The sequence below is a fragment of the Streptomyces sp. NPDC088157 genome, from assembly GCF_044741545.1.
Taxonomy (GTDB): Bacteria; Actinomycetota; Actinomycetes; order Streptomycetales; family Streptomycetaceae; genus Streptomyces.
The window spans coordinates 693108-713670 of the sequence record NZ_JBIUSU010000005.1; the positions used below are offsets into that span (position 1 = coordinate 693108).

General features: G+C 70.0%; 19 protein-coding genes and 1 tRNA gene. 8 read left to right on the forward strand and 12 right to left on the reverse strand.

Annotated elements, in window-relative coordinates; genetic code table 11:
• Nucleotides 1–19: 19 nt before the first annotated feature.
• The 3 genes from ACIPFH_RS23230 to ACIPFH_RS23240 all read right to left on the reverse strand — a co-directional run bounded on the left by ACIPFH_RS23230 (nt 20) and on the right by ACIPFH_RS23240 (nt 3377).
• Nucleotides 20–463: a hypothetical protein gene (locus ACIPFH_RS23230; protein ID WP_401828942.1), complete on the reverse strand. Its 444-nt coding sequence runs from the start codon at nt 461–463 to the stop codon at nt 20–22.
• Between the two features lie 50 nt (nt 464–513).
• The gene (locus ACIPFH_RS23235) at nt 514–1077 is read right to left on the reverse strand and encodes an RNA 2'-phosphotransferase (RefSeq protein ID WP_401828943.1); all 564 of its coding nucleotides are present in this window, start codon (nt 1075–1077) and stop codon (nt 514–516) included.
• Nucleotides 1078–1574: 497 nt separating this feature from the next.
• Complete coding sequence (locus ACIPFH_RS23240; protein ID WP_401828944.1) at nt 1575–3377, reverse strand: SDR family oxidoreductase; 1803 nt, start codon at nt 3375–3377, stop codon at nt 1575–1577.
• Between the two features lie 429 nt (nt 3378–3806).
• Here ACIPFH_RS23240 and ACIPFH_RS23245 point away from each other — a divergent pair, with 429 nt between their 5' ends.
• The 6 genes from ACIPFH_RS23245 (at nt 3807) to ACIPFH_RS23270 (ending at nt 8052) form a co-directional block, all read left to right on the forward strand.
• Nucleotides 3807–4784, forward strand: a complete 978-nt coding sequence (locus ACIPFH_RS23245; protein ID WP_356246977.1) for an ABC transporter ATP-binding protein — start codon at nt 3807–3809, stop codon at nt 4782–4784.
• Nucleotides 4774–5682 (forward strand): ABC transporter permease, encoded by a 909-nt coding sequence (locus ACIPFH_RS23250; protein WP_356246903.1) that lies wholly within the window; start codon nt 4774–4776, stop codon nt 5680–5682. The genes ACIPFH_RS23245 and ACIPFH_RS23250 overlap by 11 nt, the downstream gene beginning before the upstream one ends.
• Nucleotides 5679–6590, forward strand: a complete 912-nt coding sequence (locus ACIPFH_RS23255; RefSeq protein WP_356246905.1) for an ABC transporter ATP-binding protein — start codon at nt 5679–5681, stop codon at nt 6588–6590. The genes ACIPFH_RS23250 and ACIPFH_RS23255 overlap by 4 nt, the downstream gene beginning before the upstream one ends.
• Nucleotides 6591–6601: 11 nt before the next feature.
• Nucleotides 6602–7321, forward strand: a complete 720-nt coding sequence (locus ACIPFH_RS23260; protein WP_356246907.1) for an ABC transporter permease — start codon at nt 6602–6604, stop codon at nt 7319–7321.
• A gap of 95 nt (nt 7322–7416) precedes the next feature.
• Nucleotides 7417–7659 (forward strand): hypothetical protein, encoded by a 243-nt coding sequence (locus tag ACIPFH_RS23265; RefSeq protein WP_401828947.1) that lies wholly within the window; start codon nt 7417–7419, stop codon nt 7657–7659.
• 308 nt (nt 7660–7967) lie between these two features.
• A tRNA-Ser gene (locus tag ACIPFH_RS23270) sits at nt 7968–8052 on the forward strand.
• 556 nt (nt 8053–8608) lie between these two features.
• Here ACIPFH_RS23270 and ACIPFH_RS23275 read toward each other — a convergent pair.
• The 9 genes from ACIPFH_RS23275 to ACIPFH_RS23315 form a co-directional block, all read right to left on the reverse strand.
• Nucleotides 8609–9415 (reverse strand): HAD family hydrolase, encoded by an 807-nt coding sequence (locus ACIPFH_RS23275; protein ID WP_401828949.1) that lies wholly within the window; start codon nt 9413–9415, stop codon nt 8609–8611.
• On the reverse strand, nt 9412–10689 hold the full coding sequence (serS, locus tag ACIPFH_RS23280) for a serine--tRNA ligase (protein ID WP_401828951.1): 1278 nt from the start codon (nt 10687–10689) through the stop codon (nt 9412–9414). The genes ACIPFH_RS23275 and serS overlap by 4 nt, the downstream gene beginning before the upstream one ends.
• Nucleotides 10690–11382: 693 nt before the next feature.
• Entirely contained in the window at nt 11383–12315 is a 933-nt protein-coding gene (gene pheA / locus ACIPFH_RS23285; protein WP_401828954.1) for a prephenate dehydratase, read from the reverse strand.
• Between the two features lie 89 nt (nt 12316–12404).
• Nucleotides 12405–13712, reverse strand: coding sequence for an iron uptake transporter deferrochelatase/peroxidase subunit (gene efeB, locus ACIPFH_RS23290; RefSeq protein WP_401828955.1), 1308 nt, complete (start codon nt 13710–13712; stop codon nt 12405–12407).
• Nucleotides 13713–13720: 8 nt separating this feature from the next.
• Nucleotides 13721–15691 (reverse strand): copper resistance CopC/CopD family protein, encoded by a 1971-nt coding sequence (locus ACIPFH_RS23295; RefSeq protein ID WP_401828957.1) that lies wholly within the window; start codon nt 15689–15691, stop codon nt 13721–13723.
• Between the two features lie 13 nt (nt 15692–15704).
• Entirely contained in the window at nt 15705–16184 is a 480-nt protein-coding gene (locus ACIPFH_RS23300; protein WP_401828960.1) for a copper chaperone PCu(A)C, read from the reverse strand.
• Nucleotides 16181–16828: an SCO family protein gene (locus ACIPFH_RS23305; protein ID WP_401828962.1), complete on the reverse strand. Its 648-nt coding sequence runs from the start codon at nt 16826–16828 to the stop codon at nt 16181–16183. The genes ACIPFH_RS23300 and ACIPFH_RS23305 overlap by 4 nt, the downstream gene beginning before the upstream one ends.
• Nucleotides 16829–16968: 140 nt before the next feature.
• Nucleotides 16969–17721 (reverse strand): YcnI family protein, encoded by a 753-nt coding sequence (locus tag ACIPFH_RS23310; RefSeq protein ID WP_401828964.1) that lies wholly within the window; start codon nt 17719–17721, stop codon nt 16969–16971.
• A gap of 123 nt (nt 17722–17844) precedes the next feature.
• Nucleotides 17845–18735, reverse strand: coding sequence for a hypothetical protein (locus ACIPFH_RS23315; RefSeq protein WP_401828967.1), 891 nt, complete (start codon nt 18733–18735; stop codon nt 17845–17847).
• Nucleotides 18736–18979: 244 nt separating this feature from the next.
• Between ACIPFH_RS23315 and ACIPFH_RS23320 the strand changes: the two genes are divergently transcribed.
• Nucleotides 18980–19441, forward strand: coding sequence for an ATP-binding protein (locus ACIPFH_RS23320; protein WP_356246929.1), 462 nt, complete (start codon nt 18980–18982; stop codon nt 19439–19441).
• A 169-nt stretch (nt 19442–19610) separates the two neighbouring features.
• Complete coding sequence (locus ACIPFH_RS23325) at nt 19611–20555, forward strand: intradiol ring-cleavage dioxygenase (protein ID WP_401828968.1); 945 nt, start codon at nt 19611–19613, stop codon at nt 20553–20555.
• Nucleotides 20556–20563 lie beyond the last annotated feature (8 nt).

Below are 20563 nucleotides of genomic sequence, written 5' to 3' on the forward strand. Positions count from 1 at the left end.
CGTGTTTCACGTGAAACAGTCACCGTGCGCGGCGGCCCAGCCACGGGCTGAGGCCGACGAGGATGAATTCCTTGTGCACCCGGTCCTGCGGCAGCGGCACCATCAGGAAGTTGCCGGGAGGGAAGCGCCGGACCTTCACCCAGGCATGGCCGTCGTAGAGAGAGCGGAGAAAGGCGGGGACGTCGTCGCGGTCGATGTCGGGGCACTCCACGCCGTCGACGGTGATCAGGGCGTCGTCCTCGGGGAAGAGCCGCACGCTCACGCTGGGGCGGCCGCCGAGCTCGACGAAGGCTTCGTGCGGCAGCGAGCCGTCCGGGTCGGTGGTGACGCCCACACCGGCTGAGGTGCGGCGGGAGGTCCGGTCGGCGCCGATGTCATGGGAGACCTCGATGTCGAGCGCGTACTCGGCGGCGATCGCGCGGAGGGCTGCGACAGCGGCCTCGGTGGAGGAGAGATGGTCCATACCTGTGATCATGCCGAAGAGAGACGCGGTGCGGCAGCCGAAGGCCTGTGTCAGTGCCGCTCCGGGAAGCGCAGGTAGGCCGCAGGCACGGCCTTCGTCAGCCACACCCCGTTCGCGCTGACGCGGAAGACATGGCCGTCCCGGTGCATGGCCTCCGCGTCGACGGCGAGGACCACCGGGCGGCCTCGACGCGCTCCGACGCGGGTCGCGGTCTCGCGGTCGGGCGAGAGGTGCACGTCATGCCGGTTCATGGGCCGCAGGCCCTCGGCCCGGATCGCGTCCAGCCAGCGGTCCACGGTCCCGTGGTAGAGGTGCGACGGCGGGGTCGCCGGGGGCAGTCCCAGATCGACCTCGACGCTGTGGCCCTGGCTGGCGCGGATCCGGGTGCCGTCGATCGCGAAGCGCTTCTTGTCATTGGCGGCGACCACATGGTCAAGCTCGTCACGGGTGAAGTGGAAGCCGTGAGCGGAGCATGCCGCGATCAGCTCGTCGATCTCCACCCAGCCGGCCTCGTCGAGAGTGAGGCCGATGCGTTCGGGCTGATGCCGCAGGTGCTTCGAGAGGTACTTCGACACCTTCACGGTGCGTCTCTCGTCCCTGTCCTTTTCATTCATCCGCTCAGCATGACGTGAGAGACACGGATCACGCATTTCGTTTTGGAGGGGAGGTTTGATCCACAACCAACTGTACTTATCCACAGGCAAGTTGGCGTTTCTGTGGACAACTGGCCGTCGCGTCGGCACTCTTCGCCAACGTCATGTGCCGGAGAACGACTTGTGGTCAAGCGGTCCGAGGGCCGTGCAGGCACGACGTGTTCGGACGCCGGCGCGACGAAGCCGACAGCCCGCTCCGGCCCAACCAGTGCTCCTACGGCCCGCATTGTCTACACCGGAAGACCGCCCAGCCCGAGGTGACGACGCTTGTCATGGTCGACCAACAGACCTACAGAGCCAACCAGTTCGGCTTCCATGGTTCGACAGGCCGTGCGGCCCTTCGAGGCGGCACGTGGAGACACGCTCGGCCGTGTGGTGAACTCCGGTAGGGAGCCTGAGACCTGCTCAACCCGATTCCCAACTCCCGCAAAGACGCCGGACGTCGACCGTGCCGCGGCTCACAGCGACGGCCCCAGCCGCGCCAGTGCCCTCAACGCCCTTGGCAGGAAACGCGCCAGCGCATACGCGCCCCGCGCCTCGACGGTGACCGGAACAACCGCCTCGTTGAGCGCCACCGCTCGCAAAATCGCCTTTGCGACCTTCTCCGGCGGGTAGTTGCGTATCCCGTACACGCGCGTGGAGCGTTTCTGGCGGCGTCGCTCCTCCTCCGCGTCCACCCCGACGAAGGTCGCGGTGGCGGTGATGTTGGTGTTCACCAGGCCGGGGCATATCGCCGTGACGCCGATGCCCTGGCCTGCCAGTTCCGCGCGCAGGCACTCGCTCAGCATCAGGACCGCCGCCTTGGAGGTGCTGTACGCGGGGAGCACCTTGGACGGCAGGTAGGCGGCCGCCGAGGCGGTGTTGACGATGTGACCGCCCTGTCCGCGCTCGGCCATCTGCCGGCCGAAGAGGCGGCAGCCGTGGATGACGCCCCACAGGTTGACGTCCAGGACCCTGCGCCAGTCCTCGGGCGTCGTGTCGAAGAACGAGCCCGACAGCCCGATGCCCGCGTTGTTCACCAGCACGTCCACCACGCCGAGTTCCGCGTGAACCTTCGCGGCGAATTGCTCCATCGCCTGCTCGTCGGAGACGTCGACCGCCTCCGCCCAGGCCTCGGGCGCGCCGATCAGCCGGGACGTCTCGGCGGTGCGAGCAGCGCTCTCCGCGTCCCGGTCGACGGCGATCACACGTGCTCCCGCCTCGGCGAACGCGAACGCCGTGGCCCGTCCGATGCCGCTGCCCGCCCCGGTGACCAGCACCAGTTGACCGCCGAAGCGCGCGGCGTACGGGCTGTCGGCCGCCTTGCTCACCGGCCCGTCCACGCCGTTCTCCCGCCCCTCTCCCGCTGCCCCGCGCTTCCGTTGCCGCTCGACCGACGTGACGAAGTCGTCGATCCAGGAAGCCAGTCGGTCGGGTCGGGTGCGCGGGATCCAGTGCCCGGCCGGGAGGGTGCGCCGGGTCAACCTCGGTACCCATTGCTCCAGTTCGTCGTACAGCCGCTCGGACAGGAACCGGTCCGCCGAGGGCGTGATGAGCTGCACGGGCGCGTGGGCGTACGCGTCGGGACGCGGGCGGCGCAGCCGGGTCCGTACGTTGTCCCGGTACAGCCAGGCCCCGTTCGCCGCGTCCGACGGCAGCGACGGTGTCGGGTAGTCGCCGGCGGGAACCTTCTCGATGCGCCGCAGGATGCCCGGCCAGCGCTTGCCGAGCGGGCCGCGCCAGGCCAGTTCGGGCAGGGCGGGGGTGTGCAGCAGGTACACGTACCAGGACTTGGCGCCCTGGCCGAGGAGTTGGGCGACCCGGCGCGGAGTGGGCTTGGCCAGACGCTTGTTGATCCAGTGGCCGAAGTGGTCGAGGGAAGGCCCGGAAATCGAGGTGAAGGACGCGATGCGGCCCCTGGTGCGCTCGACCGTCACGAACTCCCAGGACTGCACCGAGCCCCAGTCGTGCCCCACGAGATGCACCGGCCGGTCCGGGCTGACCGCGTCCACGACCGCCAGGAAGTCGTCCGTGAGCTTCTCCAGGGTGAACCCGCCCCGCAGCGGCTTCGGCGCGCCGGAACGACCGTGGCCCCGGACGTCGTACAGCACCACGTGCAACCCGCGGTCCGCCAGTCGGGAAGCGACCTCGGACCACACCTCCTTGCTGTCCGGGTAGCCGTGCACCAGGACGACCGTCGGCTGTTCGCGGTCCCCCAGCTCGGCCACGCACAGCTCGATCCCGCCGGTCCGCACCCGCCGCTCACGCACGCCCTCTGGCAACGTGTCTTCCCCTCCGTAGATCTCGCGCGGCGACCGCCGCTCGCGCCACCTCGCGCCGGATCGGCTCCCGGTGCGTCTGCGGATCGGCCGTCCCCCGGCACCGGAGGTCGCCGAGCAGCCCGCCCTGGCAGCCGCTGTCTGCCGTGTACCCCTCGTACGCCGGCGCCCGATCAAGGACGAACGGCGTCTCCCGCCATCCGGTCCAGGTCCACAGCGCTACGCGTCCGTCACGTGGCATCGCCGAATGTGACAGTTGTTAGAGGCCGCGTCAATAGGACGGTCCCGCCCCTGTCGAGAAGCCCGGACAGCGCCCCGTAGCTCTCAGGCACTGCATCCCTTACGGTCCCGTACATCTGAGGTCTGAGGTGAAGACGGCTCTGAGGTCTGACGATTTCCGTGGCGTGCGTCACTACTTTCGATGACGTGACTGTGATCGCGACCGAAAGCCTGAGCAAGCGGTTCCCCCGGGTGACCGCTCTTGACCGGCTCTCCCTGGACGTCGGGCCCGGTGTGACCGGCCTCGTCGGAGCCAACGGGGCCGGCAAGTCCACACTGATCAAGATCCTGCTGGGTCTGTCGCCCGCCACGGAGGGCCGAGCCGAGGTGCTCGGCCTCGACGTCGCGAGCAGGGGCGCCGACATCCGCGAGCGGGTCGGCTACATGCCCGAGCACGACTGCCTGCCGCCCGACGTCTCGGCCACCGAGTTCGTCGTGCACATGGCACGCATGTCCGGCCTGCCGCCCACCGCCGCGCGCGAGCGCACCGCCGACACCCTGCGCCACGTCGGTCTGTACGAGGAGCGCTACCGTCCCATCGGCGGCTACTCCACCGGCATGAAACAGCGCGTGAAGCTCGCCCAGGCCCTCGTCCACGACCCGCAGCTGGTCTTCCTGGACGAACCGACCAACGGCCTCGACCCGGTCGGCCGGGACGAGATGCTGGGGCTCATCCGCCGTATCCACACCGACTTCGGCATCTCGGTCCTGGTCACCTCCCACCTGCTCGGTGAACTGGAGCGGACCTGCGACCACGTCGTCGTCGTCGACGGTGGCAAGCTCCTGCGCTCCAGCTCCACCACCGACTTCACGCAGACCACGGCCACCCTCGCGATCGAGGTCACCGACACCGACGACCACCCGGACGGCACCCGCGCCGTCCGCGAGGCGCTGCACGCCCGCGGGGTGGACGTGCTGGACGCGAACAGCGGCCTGCCGGGCGCCGGCCACGTTCTGCTGCTGACCGCGCAGAGCGAGGAAACGTACGACGTCGTCCGGGACGTGGTCGCCGACCTCGGCCTCGGCCTGGTGCGCATGGAACAGCGCAGGCACCACATCTCCGAGGTCTTCACGGACAGCGACGCCAGCAACGACCAGCCTCGGAAGGAGACCGTCGGCCATGGCAGTTGAGCACCCGGTCACCGCCCCCTCGGGTGACCAGACCCGCATCCACAACATCGGCTACCGCAGCTACGACGGGCCCCGTCTGGGCCGCGCCTACGCCCGCCGCTCCCTTTACTCGCAGTCCCTGCGCGGCGCCTACGGCCTCGGCCGCTCGGTGAAGTCCAAGGTGCTGCCGATGCTGCTCTTCGTGGTGATGTGTGTGCCCGCGGCCATCATGGTCGCGGTCGCCGTCGCCACGAAGGCCAAGGAACTGCCCGTCGACTACACGCGTTACGCGATCATCATGCAGGCCGTCATCAGCCTGTACGTCGCCTCGCAGGCACCCCAGTCCGTCTCGCGCGACCTGCGCTTCAAGACCGTGCCGCTGTACTTCTCGCGGCCCATCGAGACCGCGGACTACGTGCGCGCGAAGTTCGCCGCGCTGGCCTCGGCGCTCTTCGTGCTCACCGCCGCCCCCTTGCTGGTGCTGTACATCGGCGCGCTGCTGGCGAAGCTCGACTTCGCCGACCAGACCAAGGGATTCGCTCAAGGACTCGTCTCCGTGGCCCTGCTCTCGCTGCTCTTCGCCGGCCTCGGCCTGGTCATCGCCTCGGTGACCCCGCGGCGCGGCTTCGGCATCGCCGCCGTCATCGCCGTCCTGACCATCTCCTACGGCGCCGTCTCCACGCTCCAGGCCATCGCCGACGCGCAGAACAGCACCGGGTCCATTCCCTGGATCGGCCTGTTCTCGCCCGTCACCCTCATCGACGGTGTGCAGTCCGCGTTCCTGGGCGCCGCCTCCGCCTTCCCGGGCGCCGTCGGCCCGTCCAACGGAGAGGGCGCCGTCTACGTCCTCGTCGTGCTCGGCCTCATCGCCGCGAGTTACGGCCTCCTGATGCGCCGCTACCGAAGGGTCGGACTGTGACCACGCTCAGCATCGACCACGTCTCCCGCTGGTTCGGCAACGTGGTCGCCGTCAACGACATCACCATGACCATCGGCCCCGGCGTCACCGGCCTGCTCGGCCCCAACGGCGCCGGAAAGTCCACCCTCATCAACATGATGGGCGGCTTCCTGGCCCCCTCCACCGGCACCGTCACCCTCGACGGACAGCAGGTCTGGCGCAACGAGGCCATCTACAAGCACATCGGCATCGTCCCCGAGCGCGAGGCGATGTACGACTTCCTCACCGGCCGCGAATTCGTCGTCGCCAACGCCGAGTTGCACGGACTGGGCGCCAAGGCCGCCCAGAAGGCGCTCGCCACGGTCGAAATGGAGTACGCGCAGGACCGCAAGATCTCCACGTACTCCAAGGGCATGCGGCAGCGCGTGAAGATGGCCAGCGCCCTTGTCCACGAGCCGTCGCTGCTGCTGCTCGACGAGCCCTTCAACGGCATGGACCCGCGGCAGCGCATGCAGCTCATGGACCTGCTGCGGCGCATGGGCGACGAGGGCCGCACCGTGCTGTTCTCCTCGCACATCCTCGAAGAGGTCGAGCAACTCGCCTGGCACATCGAGGTGGTCGTCGCGGGCCGGCACGCGGCCAGCGGTGACTTCCGCAGGATCCGCCGTCTGATGACCGACCGCCCGCACCGCTACCTGGTGCGATCCAGCGACGACCGCGCCCTCGCGGCCGCGCTGATCGCCGACCCGTCGACGTCCGGAATCGAAGTCGACCTCGCCGAGGGCGCGTTGCGCGTCCAGGCCGTCGACTTCGGCCGGTTCACCGCTCTGTTGCCGAGGGTCGCCAGGGATCACGGGATCCGGCTGCTGACGGTCTCGCCGTCCGACGAGTCCCTCGAGTCCGTCTTCTCGTATCTCGTCGCGGCGTAGGAGGCCGAAAGATGTACGACCCCACAGTCGCCCGGCTCACCTATCGAGCCCTGCTCGGCCGCCGCCGGGCCCTCATCCTGGGCGCCCTGCCCCTCCTGCTGATCGCCATCTCCGTGGTGGTGCGCGGCCTCGCCGGCGCCGACGACCAGACGGCGTCCGACCTGCTCGGCGGGCTCGCGCTCGCCACCATGGTGCCGATCATCGGCGTCATCGCGGGCACGGGCGCGATCGGCCCGGAGATCGACGACGGTTCGGTGGTGTACCTGCTGTCCAAGCCGCTGAAGCGGCCGACGATCATCTTCACCAAGCTGATCGTGGCGATCGCCGTGACGATGGTGTTCTCGGCGCTGCCCACGCTCATCGCCGGCTTCATCCTCAACGGCAACGGCCAGCAGATCGCCGTCGCCTACACGGTGGCCGCGCTGGTCTCCTCCATCGCCTACGCGGCGGTCTTCCTGCTGCTGGGCACGGTGTCCCGGCACGCGGTGGTCTTCGGCCTGGTCTACGCCCTCGTCTGGGAGGCCCTGTTCGGCTCCCTGGTGCCGGGTGCGCGCACGCTCAGCATCCAGCAGTGGTCGCTTGCCGTCGCCCACAAGGTGGCCGGCGGAGACCTCGTCACCTCCGACGTCGGCCTGACCACGGCGACGGTGCTGCTGGTCGTGGTGACCGCACTGTCCACCTGGTACGCGGGACAGAAACTGCGGGCGCTGAAGCTCGCGGGTGAGGAGTGATCGGACCCGGCGGGTGCCGGACCGGTTGTTCTTGACGGCGGCTTCACCTGGGCCCCGGCACACTGGACGAAGCGGATATGGCTAGGAGGGCGGGGATGGCGGACGACGATCCGGTGAGCGGCGGTCGCGAGCGGTCCGAGGGCGAGGTCTGGAACGACCTCGTCCTGGACGAGGAGTTCATACGGGCCGCCGGGACGTCCGAACCGTCCGCCCGGGCCCGGATGCTGGCCGCACGCTGGCGCGCGGAGGAACCCGAGCCGCAGCCCTGGCGGTCCGACGAGCCGCCCGCGGGCTGGTTCTTCAGCAAGGCACGGCGCCGCAGATGGCGCCGCCGGTAACTCGCGCCTGCAGCTCCGCCCGGTAGCTCGGTTCGGCCTCGGTGTTCGCACGGCTGTTTTATTCGGTGGCGCCCAAGTCGTCCCGCGGGCACAGTGGTTGTACCCGCAGGGCCGGAAGTGATCCGGCGTCACAGACCGGGAGAGGAGCTCGACGATGTCCATGCACGACAGTTCGTCGAGTTCCCTTCAGGGCAGCCGACGGCGGGTCGCGGAGTAGTTACCCCTCCGTCGAACCCGCACCGCACAGGGAGCTGCCCGGGGCGGCCGCTTCGAGCACGCGACGTCGCTCTCGCGTGGGCCGCCCACCCGGAGGATTGGCCGAGAGGCAAGGCACCGGCTTGCTAAGCCGTGGTCGGGGATTTCCCCGCGCACGTTCGATCCGTGCATCCTCCGCGAGGCGTTGTCACTGGGACTTGGCGGGGTTGTGCCGGTGGGCTTTTCGGGTGCGGTGCGTGTGCGGGTGCGTCGTGGCTGGTCGCGCAGTTCCCCGCGCCCCTGATCGCCTACGGCGATCGGTGCGGCCCCGTGGGCTGCGGTGGCCTACGTTCCTGGTCGTCTACGTTTCTGGTCGCCCACGGCGATGGTGCGGCCCGGCGGCCCCACGCTTCTGGTCGTCCACGGCGATCGGTGCGGCCCCGTGGGCTGCGGTGGCCTACGTTCCTGGTCGTCTACGTTTCTGGTCGTCTACGTTTCTGGTCGCCTACGGCGATGGTGCGGCCTGGCGCCCCGCGCCTCTGGTTGTCCACGGCGATGGTGCGGCCCGGCGGCCCGCGCCTCTGGTCGGCTGCGGCCACCGGTGCGTCCCCGCAGTCGTGTGTGCCTGGTCGCCTGGGGTGTGTTTCTTGTCGGCGGGTCTCCCCCGTGCCTCCGCGTTCGAGATCGTCCACGGCGGTCGGTGCGTCTCTTGCGGCGCAGGACGCGGTGCCTTGGGGTGGAGCGGCTGCGATGCCTATGCGGGGAGCAGGTGCTCCAGTGTTGAGGCGATGCCGTCCTCGTCGTTGGAGGCTGTCACCTCGTCCGCCACGGCCTTCAGTTCGTTGTGGGCGTTGGCCATGGCTACGCCTCGGGACGCCCAGGCGAACATGGGGATGTCGTTGGGCATGTCGCCGAAGGCGATCGTGTCGGCGGCCTTCAGGCCCAGGCGGCGGGCTGCCAGAGACAGGCCCGTGGCTTTGGAGAGGCCCAGGGGGAGCAGCTCCACGATGCCCGCGCCGGCCATCGCGACCGTGACGAAGCCGCCCGCGGCCCGCCGGGCCGCCTCGGCCAGCGCGTCGTCCGAGAGGTCCGGATGCTGTATGTAGATCTTGCCCAGCGGGGCGGACCAGAGATCGGACGCATCGGTGAACGGCGTCGCCGGCAGCGTCCCGGCGAGCGCGTAACCGGGGCCGACGAGCACGTCCCCGTCGAGGCCGTCACGGCTCGCCGCCAGGTGCAGCGGGCCGACCTCGGCCTCGATCTTGGCCAGCGCCACCCCGGCCAGCTGCCGGTCCAGGGTCACCGAGGTCAGCAGGCGGTGTGAACCGGCGTCGTAGACCTGGGCGCCCTGACCGCAGACCGCGAGGCCGTCGTAGCCGAGGTCGTCGAGGATGTGCCGGGTCCAGCGGACCCCGCGGCCGGTCACCACGATGTGCGCGGCGCCCGCCGCGGTGGCCGCGGCGAGGGCGTCACGGGTGCGCCGGGAGATCGACTCGTCGGAGCGCAGGAGTGTTCCGTCGAGGTCGGTGGCGATGAGGCGGTAGGGGAAGGCGGTGGTCACTTGGCCACCGGCTCCAGAACCTCACGGCCGCCGAGGTAGGGGCGCAGCACCTCGGGCACGTACACGGAACCGTCGGGCTGCTGGTGGTTCTCGAGGATCGCGACGATCGTGCGCGGGACGGCGCACAGCGTGCCGTTGAGCGTGGCCAGCGGGCGGACCTGCTTGCCCTCCCGGACCCGGATCGACAACCGGCGGGACTGGAACTCGGTGCAGTCCGAGGTCGACGTCAGCTCGCGGTACTTGCCCTGCGTCGGGATCCACGCCTCGCAGTCGAACTTGCGGGCGGCCGAGGAGCCGAGGTCACCGGAGGCGACGTCGATGACCCGGAACGGCAGCTCCAGCGAGGACAGCCACTGCTTCTCCCACGCCAGCAGGCGCTGGTGCTCGGCCTGCGAGTCCTCGGGCGTGACATACGAGAACATCTCCACCTTGTCGAACTGGTGGACGCGGAAGATGCCCTTGGTGTCCTTGCCGTGCGAGCCGGCCTCGCGGCGGAAGCAGGGCGAGAAGCCCGCATAACGCAGCGGGAGCTTGTCCGCGTCGATGATCTCGTCCATGTGGTACGCGGCGAGGGGAACCTCGGAGGTGCCGACCAGGTAGAGGTCGTCCTTGTCGAGGTGGTAGACGTCCTGTGCCGCCTGGCCGAGGAAGCCGGTGCCCGCCATCGACTGGGGACGGACCAGGGCGGGCGTCAGCATCGGGGTGAAGCCGGCCGCCGTGGCCTGGGCGATCGCCGCGTTGACCAGGGCCAGCTCGAGCAGGGCGCCGACGCCGGTGAGGAAGTAGAAGCGCGAGCCGGAGACCTTGGCGCCGCGCTCGACGTCGATCGCGCCGAGGATCTGGCCGAGCTCCAGGTGATCCTTGGGATCGAAGCCCTCGGCGCCGAAGTCGCGGATCGTGCCGTGGGTCTCGAGGGTGACGAAGTCCTCCTCGCCGCCCACGGGCACGTCGGGGTGGACGAGGTTGCCGAGCCGCTGGAGGAGCTCCTGGGTCTCGGCGTCGGCGGCGTCACGCTCGGCGTCGGCCACCTTGACGTCGGCGGCGAGCTGGCTCGCCTTCTTCAGCAGCTCGGCCTTCTCGTCCGCGGAGGCCTTGGGGATGAGCTTGCCGAGCGACCTCTGCTCGGCGCGCAGCTCGTCGAAGCGGACGCCGGACGACCTGCGCCGCTGGTCGGCGGAGAGGAGGGAGTCGACGAGCGCGACGTCCTCTCCACGGGCGCGCTGGGACGCGCGCACACGGTCGGGGTCCTCACGGAGCAGGCGAAGGTCAATCACGCGGCCAAGGCTACCCGTGTGGGGTTGCGGCTCACGACACCATTACCCACCAGGCGCGGACGGTTCCGAATCACGGCTTACGTTGCGTTATGAGTGAATTGCCCAGCGTGTCAAGGAAAAGTGTCTCACTCCCTGGGACGGGGCATGTGGCGGGCGTCTCATTGACCCGATTCCCTTGCGGGAGAGGGGACTTGGGGCAGGTGTTGTCCACAGGCACCCGCATGCTCGGAATAGTTATCCACAGGGTGTGCGAAAGATCTGTGGACATTGGAATTGATCATTCCGATACGGCCTTGCCGGGCGATGAATTCCTTGCCCAAACCCGCCTCGGACCCACTTTCGGGTGGAAATGGGTCCCCCAAAGGAATGATCGAAGGAAACAGATGGACGAAGGGTGACGCGGGGCGTGGGGGTCATGCGGGGTGCCGTAGGGCGATTTGTCGACTTGACGGCACTTCGTTGTCGACTTGTCCCCAGGTCGAGAACCATGCCTGTGGATAACTTCTGTGGATAACGAAGATGTGCAGATAAGACCAGCTGTGAGGGCAGGCCGCCACGGCTCTCAGGAGGTCCGCTACGGCCCTCAAGACCGTCCGATACCGCTGCCGGGCTCGGTCGCAACAACTGCCGTAGCCGGTCGCCACGATCCCCGAGACCGGCCGGAACCGCTCTCGGAGTCGGCAAGGACCGCTCCTAGAACCGGCCGTCCTGGCAGCGTGCCACCCAGTCCGCCGCCGCCACGAACTCCTCGTCCGAGGTCCCGGGCAGCGCAGCCGCCACGTCCGCCACGCTCACTTCCGCACGCGGGTACGAGCCCAGGAAGCGGACCTCTCGGCAGATCCGCTTCAGGCCCATGAGCGCTTCGGCCATCCGGCGGTCGGAGATGTGCCCCTCGGCGTCGATGCAGAAGCAGTAGTTGCCGATACCGGCGCCCGTCGGCCGCGACTGGAGCAGCATGAGGTTGACGCCCCGGGTGGCGAACTCGCCCAGCAGGTCGCGCAGGCCGCCGGGATGGTCGTCGCGCTGCCACAGCACGACGGACGTCTTGTCCGCGCCGGTCGGTGCCGCGGGCCGGGCGGGCCTGCCCACCAGCACGAACCGGGTCTGGGCGTTCTCTGCGTCGTGGATCCCGGTCTCCAGGGCGGTCAGCCCGTACCGGGTGGCCGCGAACTCGCCCGCGAAGGCGGCGTCGTAACGGCCCTCTTGGACCAGCCGGGCGGCGTCCGCGTTCGACGCGGCCGATTCCCAGACGGCTTCCGGCAGATTCGCCCTCAGCCAGTTGCGCACCTGCGGCTGCGCGGCCGGATGCGCGGAGACCGTCTTGATGTCCGCGACCTTTGTGCCGGGCCGGACCAGCAGCGCGAAGGTGATCGACAGCAGCACTTCGCGGTAGATCATCAGCGGTGTGCCCGCGACCAGCTCGTCCAGGGTCGTGGTGATGCCGCCCTCGACGGAGTTCTCGATGGGCACGAACGCGGCCTCGGCCTCACCGGTGCGCACCGCGTCGAGCGCGGACTGCACCGACACGTACGGGATCAGCTGCCGGGTGGCCGCCTCCGGAAGCGTGCGCAGGGCGACCTCCGTGAAGGTGCCCTCGGGGCCGAGATACGCATAGCTCGCTGGCATGACCTCACCCTAATGGCCCTTGCCGAAGCAGACGTACGTGTCTCACGACTGCCCCTCGCAGGAATGAATCCGCACGACTGGGCGTAACTTCACGCCTCCAGCAGCCGCTGCCCCACGTACTCCCCCTCAGCGGCCCCGCCCGGCACCGCGAACAGGCCGCTCGATTCGTGGCGGATGTACTTCGACAGGGCGTCACCGCGGTCCAGCTTGCGTTGCACGGTGACGAAGCCGCGCAGCGGATCCGCCTGCCAGCAGACGAACAGCAGACCCGCGTCCGGAGTGCCGTCCGGGTCGATGCCGTCGTGGTAGGAGAAGGGCCGCCGCAGCATGGCCGCTCCGCCGTTCTGGTCGGGGCGGGTGATGCGGGCGTGCGCGTTGATCGGGACGACCAGATCGCCGTTGGCGTCGGTTTTCTCGAGGTCCATGTCGGTCGTCTCGGCGCCGCCGGTCAGCGCCGCCCCGTCGGACTTGCGGCGCCCGATGACCTGCTCCTGCGCCGTGACCGACAGCTTCTCCCAGTCGTCGAGGAGCATGCGGATGCGGCGTACGACGGCGTAGGAGCCGTCGGCCATCCACGCCGGGTCCTTCGTGGTGTTCGCCGGAACGAAGATGCGCTGGTCGAAGTCGGAGTCGGCCGGCTTGGGATTGCGGGTGCCGTCCATCTGGCCCATGAGGTTGCGGGCCGTCATGGGGTGGGCGGTGGCGCCCGGCGTCCGGTTGAAGCCGTTCATCTGCCAGCGGACCTTCGCCGCGCTGCCCGCGTCCTTCTGGATCGCGCGCAGGGCGTGAAAGGCGACCAGGGCGTCGTTCGCTCCGATCTGCACCCACAGGTCGCCGTTGCTGCGCGTCTTGTCGAGGTGGTCGGAGGAGAAGTCGGGGAGCGGATCCAGGGCGACCGGGCGCTGCTTCTCCAGGCCGGTGCGGGCGAAGAAGCTATTGCCGAAACCGAAGGTCACCGTCAGCGAGGAAGGTCCGGCGTCCCGTGCCACGTCCGTGTCGTCGTGGCCGGCGGCCTCGCCGGCCATCAGCCGCCTGGCCGTCTCCGACCAGCGGCGCAGCAGTGCGGCGGCCTCCTTGCGACCCGCGCCGGCCGCGAGGTCGAAGGCGATGAGATGGCCGCGGGCCTGAAGGCCCTGGGTGATCCCGGGCTGATGTTTCACGTGGAACATCGCCTCGTCGGCGCCGATCGAGGACAGCGGCGTCGCCTGCGAGGGCGCGGCCGTGTAGCCGACGGCACCGCCGACCGCGCCGAGCGCGAGCCCGGTGGCACCGGCGGTGCCGAGCAGCCTGCGCCGCGTCAGACCCTCGGGGGAGGGGGTCTGCGAGGGGACGCCCTCTTCTGCTTCCAGGGGGGTACGGGCCTCGGGAAGGGACTGCGGAATGGACTGGTCGGGCATGGTGCGGTTCAGCCGATCTGCGCGTTCTTGGAGACGGTCACCTGGTCGATGTCGGAGGTCCGCACGGTGACGGCGACCTCCCACTCGCCGGCCATGGGGATCTGCACGCCGTTCGCCGACCAGTGGCCGGTGGCGATGTGGTCGGGGACGACGGGCAGTGGCCCGATGCTCTTCGCCTCGAGGGTGAAGGCGACCTTGACCTCGGGCACGTCGAAGGCGCGGCCGTTGGGCCGGGTCACATAGACGTGCATCTCGTTGGCGCCGGTACGTGCCGGGTCGAGGTCGACGCTGACCACGCCCTTGCCGTCCGTACCGCCGGTGTCGAACGACATGTCCAGTGTCAGGGCGCCCGAGGCGGAGTCCGCCGCGGAGGACGAGGACCGGGTGGCCTTGGCGGCGTCCTGCTCCGTACGGCCGGGTTCGGTGGACGTCAGGACGGTGGTCACGGCGAGCACCACCACGGCGACGCCGGCCTCGGCGAGCACCGAGCGACGCAGGCCGAAGCGGCGGGGGTCGGAGTCCCGCAGCCGCTTCTGCCGGGTGGCGTCGACGGCGGCCTGCTGCCGGGCGAGCTGTGCGGCCCGCTCGGTGCTTCCCGGGCCGGCCTCGGCGCTCCCGGAGTCGGACTCGGTGCTCGCGGAACCGACCTCGGTGTCGCCGGACGCCTGCTTGGCGGTGTCGCCGGCGCCTGCCGATGCCGCGACGCGTTCCTTCTCGGGTGCGGACGTCCGTACCGCTTCCTCGGCCGTCGTGTCCGCCAGCCGTGCGGTCCAGCGTCGCGAGATCCACGCGATGCCGACGAGCAGCGCCACCAGTCCGATCTTGACGAGCAGCAGTTGGCCGTAGCGGGTGTCGGTGAAGGCGGACCAGGAGCCGAGCTGGCGCCAGGACTGGTAGGTGCCGGTGGCGACCACGACGAGGACGCTGCTGAAGGCCAGCCGGGAGAAGCGGCGCGCGGCGGAGGTCTCGACGGGCCGGTCGGCGGGCGCCCGGTACAGGGCGACGAGCAGCGCGGTGAGTCCGCCGAGCCAGGTCGCGACGGCCAGCAGGTGCAGCACGTCGACCGGCATCGCGATGCCCGGCTGCAATCCGGTCGAGGCGTGCTCGGCCATGGCCCAGCTCGCCGCGAGCCCGGCGGCCACCACGGTCCCGCCGATGGCGAGTCCGAAGGTCAGGTCCCGCTTCTCGTCGCCCTCGCGCTTGTCGTACGCGCCGAAGAGCACGGCGATGAACAGCGCGGCCGCGGCGAGCAGCAGCAGCCGGGACACCAGGGCAGCGCCCGTCTTGGTCTGCAGGACCTCCCCGAGGAGGTCGAGGTCGAAGACGTCGCCGACCTTGCCGGAGGTCGTGTAGGAGCCGCGCAGGAGGAGCAGGAACAGGGTGGCCGCGGTCATCGCGAGCCAGCCGGAGACGACGAGCCGTTGCAGGGCCCGAACGCCGGTGCCGCGCTGCCAGCAGGCCAGCACGAAGGCGGCCCCGCCGACCAGCACGATGAAGCCGGCGTACGACACGTACCGGCCGAAGCCGTAGAGCCCGCCGACGACTCCGCCGCCGGCCTTCCGGTCGGACACCGAGACGCTGGTCTTGGAGGGGGAGCCGATGGAGAAGGTGTAGGCGCCGGCGACGGGGTGGCTGTCGGCGGACACCACCTGATAGGTCACCGTGTAGGTGCCGTCGGGCAGCCCCGAGTGCAGCTGTACGGCGTAGGTCGTGCCGCTGATCCCGGACGGCTTGCCGGTGTCGACCCGGGCGCCCTTGGGGTCCAGGACGCGCAGCGAGTCGTCGTTCATGGAGACGGTCTCGGAGAAGGTCAGCGACACCTGTGTGGGCGCCTCGTCGACCACCACTCCCTGCGCGGGGTCGCTGCCGGTCAGCGCGGCATGCGCGGATGCGGGCCCGGCGCCGGCCAGGAGTGCGCCGGTGACCGCCAGGAACAGCAGCACGAGCATCCGGACGCGGGGGGCGATGGTCTGCGTCAAGGTGGTCCCTCCCTCAGTGGCCGGTCTTCGGGTTGTACGTGGCGGACTCCACCGGAATCTCGACCTCGACGGGGTCGGACGTGGCGAAGTGCAGTTCGACGGTCACTTTGTCGCCCTGCACCGGCCTGCTCTTCAGCTTCTCGAACATCAGGTGGTTTCCGCCGCTCTTGAACACGAGTTGACCGTGTGCGGGCACGTCCAGGGATGTGACCTCCTCCATCGACGACCCGACGGTCTCGTGGAGGGTGACGCTGCCCGCTGCGGCGCTCGTGACGGAGGTCAGCTCGTCCTTGGCGCCGCCCTTGTTGACGATGGTCAGGAAACCGGCGGCCATGGTGTCGGAGAGCGGCTGCGGGATGTAGGCGGCCCGGACGGACAGTTCGGCTTGCCCGTCGGAGTCCGACCCGCACCCCGCGAGCAGCAGCGCGCCGGTGATCACTGCGGCGGGCACGGTGAGCAGCCGCGCGGGCCGCACGGGCTTCGGACGCCTCACGGGTTCTCGCCCTTGACGATCTTGGGGAGATCCTTGGTGTAGTCGTCGACGGTGGCGTCCTCGCCGTACAGGAGGTATCCGCCGTCCGTCTTCGGGGAGAAGGCGACGACCTGGGTGCCGTGGGTGGAGACGATCTTGCCGTTCTTGTCCTTGTGCGGTGCCTCGACGGAGATGCCGAGGGTGCGCGCGGCGGCCTGGATGGCCGCGAACTTCCCGCTCAGGCCCACGACCTGCGGGTCGATGCCCTTGAGCCACTTGCCGAGGGCGGCCGGGGTGTCGCGGTCCGGGTCGGTGGTGACGAAGACGACGCGCAGTTCGTCCTGCGCGGCCTTGGACAGCTGCTTCTTGGCGACGGCGATGTTGCTCATCGTCAGCGGGCAGACGTCCGGGCAGTTGGTGTAACCGAAGTAGATCAGCGTCGGGTGGCCCGCGGTCTCCTTGCGCAGGTCGTAACTCTTGCCCTGGGTGTCGGTGAGCACCAGGTCGGGCTTGGTGAAGGGCTGGTCGAGCACGGTCGCGGCCTGCTGCTTGCCGTCCTCGGAGACGACGGCGACGGGGCTGCTGCTGTCGCCGGTGCCGCAGGCGGAGAGGGTGAGGGTGGCGGCGGCGAGCAGCGCGGCCACGGCGAACGTCTTCTTGCGCATAGAAAAATGTCCCAGATGTGTGAACTCGGGCGTGCACCGGGGTGCGCGGGGCGGGATGTCCGACAGGGCGTACGGGCCTCGGCGCGCACCGTCGAGGAGCATGCGCCGGGCGACTGCGGTGGCCCGGCGCGGGGGTGGGTTCAGGCGTCGGCCGTGGTCCGACGGCGGCCGGCGAGCACGCCGTACGCCACACCGGCGGCGCCGACGACGATGCCGACCACGCCGAGGACCCGGGCGGTGGTGTCGCTGTTGTCGGAGTCGGAGGCCGCCTCGGTGGTGCCGGCCGCCTCGGCGTCGTCGGACTTGTCGGACGCCTCCTCGGCGCTCGCACCGTGGTGACCGCCCTCGGAGGCGGCGGCCAGGGCGAGCACCGGGGCCGGGTTCTCCGGCTCCTCCGCGCCGTCCTCCTGGACCTCGATCCAGCGCACGACCTCCTTGTTGGAGTACGTCTGGATCGCCTTGAAGACGAGTTCGTCGGCGTCCTCGGGGAGCGCGCCGATGGAGACCGGGAACTTCTGGAAGTAGCCGGCCTCGACACCCTTGCCGGTGGCGGTCCAGGTGATCTTGGAGACGGCCTCGGAGATCTGCTTGCCGTGCAGCTCGATGGGCTTGGCGAGCTTCGCCTTGGTGACGTCGATCTTCCAGCCGTTGATCGGCTCCGGCATCGCGGAGGCCAGCGGGTGGTCGGTCGGGAAGGCGACCTCGAGCTTGGTGGTCGAGGCGTTGTCCCGCTCGTTGGGAACCTTGAAGTCGACGACCGCGTAGCCGCCCTTGGCGGCGCTGCCCTCGGCGGCGACGCTGACGTGCGCGAAGGCGGGCGACGACAGGACGAGAACGGCGGAACCGGCGACGGCGGCGGCGGCGACGCGGGAGGCGATACGAGAGGCCTTCATGACAGCGAGCACTCCACTCTGAGTGAATCTGCGGGTGAGGAGAGGCGTGGGCACGAACGTGCGCACGCGCGCGTGCCGCACGACAGCGGCCGCCCCCCCCGGTGGAGTGCTGGTCGTGTCGCGTCAGGCAGCGAGGACGAGAACGGGTACGGCCGGTGGTCCGCGTCTGATCACCGAGTGCTCGAGTGCGGTGGTACGCGGTGCGGGCGCCGCGCGCAGGGCGGTGCGCGGGAGGCGCGGTCCCGCTCCGGGAGCGGCGGGCAGCCCGGCGAGCAGGGCGCGCACCAGCGCGAGCGCCCCGCGCAGGGAGCGTACGAGCGCCCCCTCGGCGACGCCGTGGGCCGACAGGGCGAGCAGCCGCAGCAGGGCCGTGTCGCCGCGTCGCAGCAGCCATCCGGCGGCGACGGCCGCGAGCACGTGGCCGAGCAGCATGGGCAGGGACGGCAGCAAGGACATCGACGAGCCGGCGGTGGCCAGCGCGTCGGCGGGATGGTGCGTGGAACCCATCCCGCTCATGCCGCTCATGTCCATGTCGCCGCCGGCGTTTCCGGTGCCGCCGGTGCTCGTGTAGAGCCGTGCGTCGACGAGGATCTTCTGGGCCTGGGCGGGGCTGATCGCCGCCGCCGTGGCTCCGCACACCAGCCGGGCCGCGCGTTCGACGAGCGTGGCGTCGGACATCACCGACGACGCGGTGGAGACGGAAGCGGAGGCCGAAGAGGACATGGAGGCGGAGACGGCGGCGGTGTGCTGACCGAGTCCGAACAGCGTGTGCAGCACGGTCTGTCCGACCGCGAGCAGCACCGCCATGCCCGGCAGCGACCGTTCGCGTCCGGCGAGCGGTACCACGACCGCGAGGACGCCCAGGAAGCCCGCGCCCAGTGTCCACAGCGGAACCGTGGCGCAGGAGGCCATGGTGTGCCCGGCGGCGGCCAGCACGACGCAGACCGCGGCGAACACCGCGGCCCGCGGCAGTCGTAGATCGCGAATGGAGCGCTCGCTGTGGGGGGCAGACATGGCGGGCTCATCATTGCACTGGCTTCACCGCGGTCGTACGGCAGGTCCACAAGGTTTGCGTACGATGCGGAAGATCACCTTCTGTGATGACTGGTGCGACTGATGACCCCTGAGTCCTACATACACCGATTTCGGGTCTGAGGGCATCCCCCATATGGGCGGCATCACGTGGAATTCGTGCTTACACAGGGTCTCCAGGGGCAATACGTATCGGTATGTCGAGCCGCGGCCAGGAGGCTGGAGCATGAGCATCTGGTGGTCACTCCATCTGCGGCGCGAAGCCGCGAGCGTTCCGCTCGCCCGCCGCCTGTTGCTCGGCACGATGGAGACGGCGGGCGTCGATCCCGACGTCAGTTACGACCTCTCCGTCGCCCTGAGCGAGGCCTGTGCCAACGCCGTCGAGCACGGCGGGGACACCACGCACGGCGGCTGTTCGGAGGCGTACCGCGTCACCGCCTACCTCGACGGCGAGACGTGCCGCATCGAGGTCGCCGACTCGGGACCGGGGTTCACCGGCGGGCGCACACCCCGCGTCGACCGCTCCGTCCACGCCGACACCTATGCCGAGCAGGGCCGCGGCCTCTACCTCATCCGGGAGCTCGCCGACCACGTCCACATCGGCAACAAGCCGGGACGAAGCGGCGCGGTGGTGAGCTTCGACAAGATCCTCAAGTGGCGCAAGGACGCTCCCCTCATGGCCGTCTGACCACGCGTCAGCGCCGGTCGCCTCCGGTTTCCCCACGGGGCGGGGATCATGGCCGGTCAGGGCGGGTACGAGCCGTCAGGGGAGCGGGAGTTCAGCTTCCTCAGCACTCACAGGTTCCTCTCAGCCTTCCCCCATGCCGCTGACGGGTGGCGTTCCTACGTTCCTGTTCATGACGGGAGCCCACAAGGACACCACCATCACCCGGCGCCGCGCCCTCGCGGTGACCGGCGGCACGGTCGCGGCCGGCGGCCTCGCCGTCGCCGGTTATCAGTCGGCCTTCGCCGACACGGTCACGGACGACGGTGCGAGCGCGTCGGCGTCCGCCACCTCCACCTCGACGAGCGGCAGTTGTATGACGCTGATGACGAGCGTCACGGAAGGGCCCTACTACCTCGATGGTGCCTTGGTGCGCAAGGACATCACCGAGGGCAAGAGCGGCGTGCCGCTGACCCTGCGCCTCACCGTCGTCGACGCCACCGACGGCTGCACGCCGGTCTCGGGTGCCGCCGTCGAGATCTGGCACTGCGACGCCTGGGGCTACTACTCCGGCTACACCACCGCCAACCCCGGCGGTTCGGCCCCGGCGGAGAGCGAGGACGGCTCCACCGCCGACGACAGCACGTACCTGCGGGGCTATCAGATCGCCAACGCCAACGGGGTCGTCAAGTTCGAGACGATCTTCCCCGGCTGGTACACCCCGCGCACCTGCCACATCCACCTCAAGGTGCACACCGGCGGCCAGAAGGAGGACGGCACCTACGAGGGCGGCAAGGTCAACTACACCGGCCAGCTCTTCTTCCCCGACGACATCGCCGAGGAGATCTTCACCCTGGAGCCCTACTCCAAGCACTCCGGCAGCTACACCACCCTCGACAACGACATGGTCTACGGCGGCGGCGGCACCTCCAGCGGCCTGCTGACCCTGAAGGCCGTGCACAAGGCCGACCCCTCCAAGGGCTACAAGGGGTCCATCACCCTGGGCGTCGACCCCGACGCCGAGAACACCGGCGCGGGCGGCGGCGGAGGCGGCGGCACGCCCCCGAGCGGCGCCCCGAGTGACGCGCCGACGGGCACTCCGCCGAGCGACGCCCCGTCGGCCTCCGCCTCCTCATAAGGTCGGTA

Excerpts from the sequence above, each read along its gene's own strand:
- pheA (WP_401828954.1), bottom strand. The coding sequence starts at position 12,315 with ATGCCAGCGAGCTATGCGTATCTCGGCCCCGAGGGCACCTTCACGGAG.
- ACIPFH_RS23320 (WP_356246929.1), top strand. The coding sequence starts at position 18,980 with ATGAGCATCTGGTGGTCACTCCATCTGCGGCGCGAAGCCGCGAGCGTT.
- ACIPFH_RS23305 (WP_401828962.1), bottom strand. The coding sequence starts at position 16,828 with ATGCGCAAGAAGACGTTCGCCGTGGCCGCGCTGCTCGCCGCCGCCACC.
- ACIPFH_RS23235 (WP_401828943.1), bottom strand. The coding sequence starts at position 1,077 with ATGAATGAAAAGGACAGGGACGAGAGACGCACCGTGAAGGTGTCGAAG.
- ACIPFH_RS23325 (WP_401828968.1), top strand. The coding sequence starts at position 19,611 with ATGACGGGAGCCCACAAGGACACCACCATCACCCGGCGCCGCGCCCTC.
- ACIPFH_RS23265 (WP_401828947.1), top strand. The coding sequence starts at position 7,417 with ATGGCGGACGACGATCCGGTGAGCGGCGGTCGCGAGCGGTCCGAGGGC.
- ACIPFH_RS23260 (WP_356246907.1), top strand. The coding sequence starts at position 6,602 with ATGTACGACCCCACAGTCGCCCGGCTCACCTATCGAGCCCTGCTCGGC.
- efeB (WP_401828955.1), bottom strand. The coding sequence starts at position 13,712 with ATGCCCGACCAGTCCATTCCGCAGTCCCTTCCCGAGGCCCGTACCCCC.
- ACIPFH_RS23250 (WP_356246903.1), top strand. The coding sequence starts at position 4,774 with ATGGCAGTTGAGCACCCGGTCACCGCCCCCTCGGGTGACCAGACCCGC.
- ACIPFH_RS23310 (WP_401828964.1), bottom strand. The coding sequence starts at position 17,721 with ATGAAGGCCTCTCGTATCGCCTCCCGCGTCGCCGCCGCCGCCGTCGCC.
- ACIPFH_RS23230 (WP_401828942.1), bottom strand. The coding sequence starts at position 463 with ATGGACCATCTCTCCTCCACCGAGGCCGCTGTCGCAGCCCTCCGCGCG.
- ACIPFH_RS23315 (WP_401828967.1), bottom strand. The coding sequence starts at position 18,735 with ATGTCTGCCCCCCACAGCGAGCGCTCCATTCGCGATCTACGACTGCCG.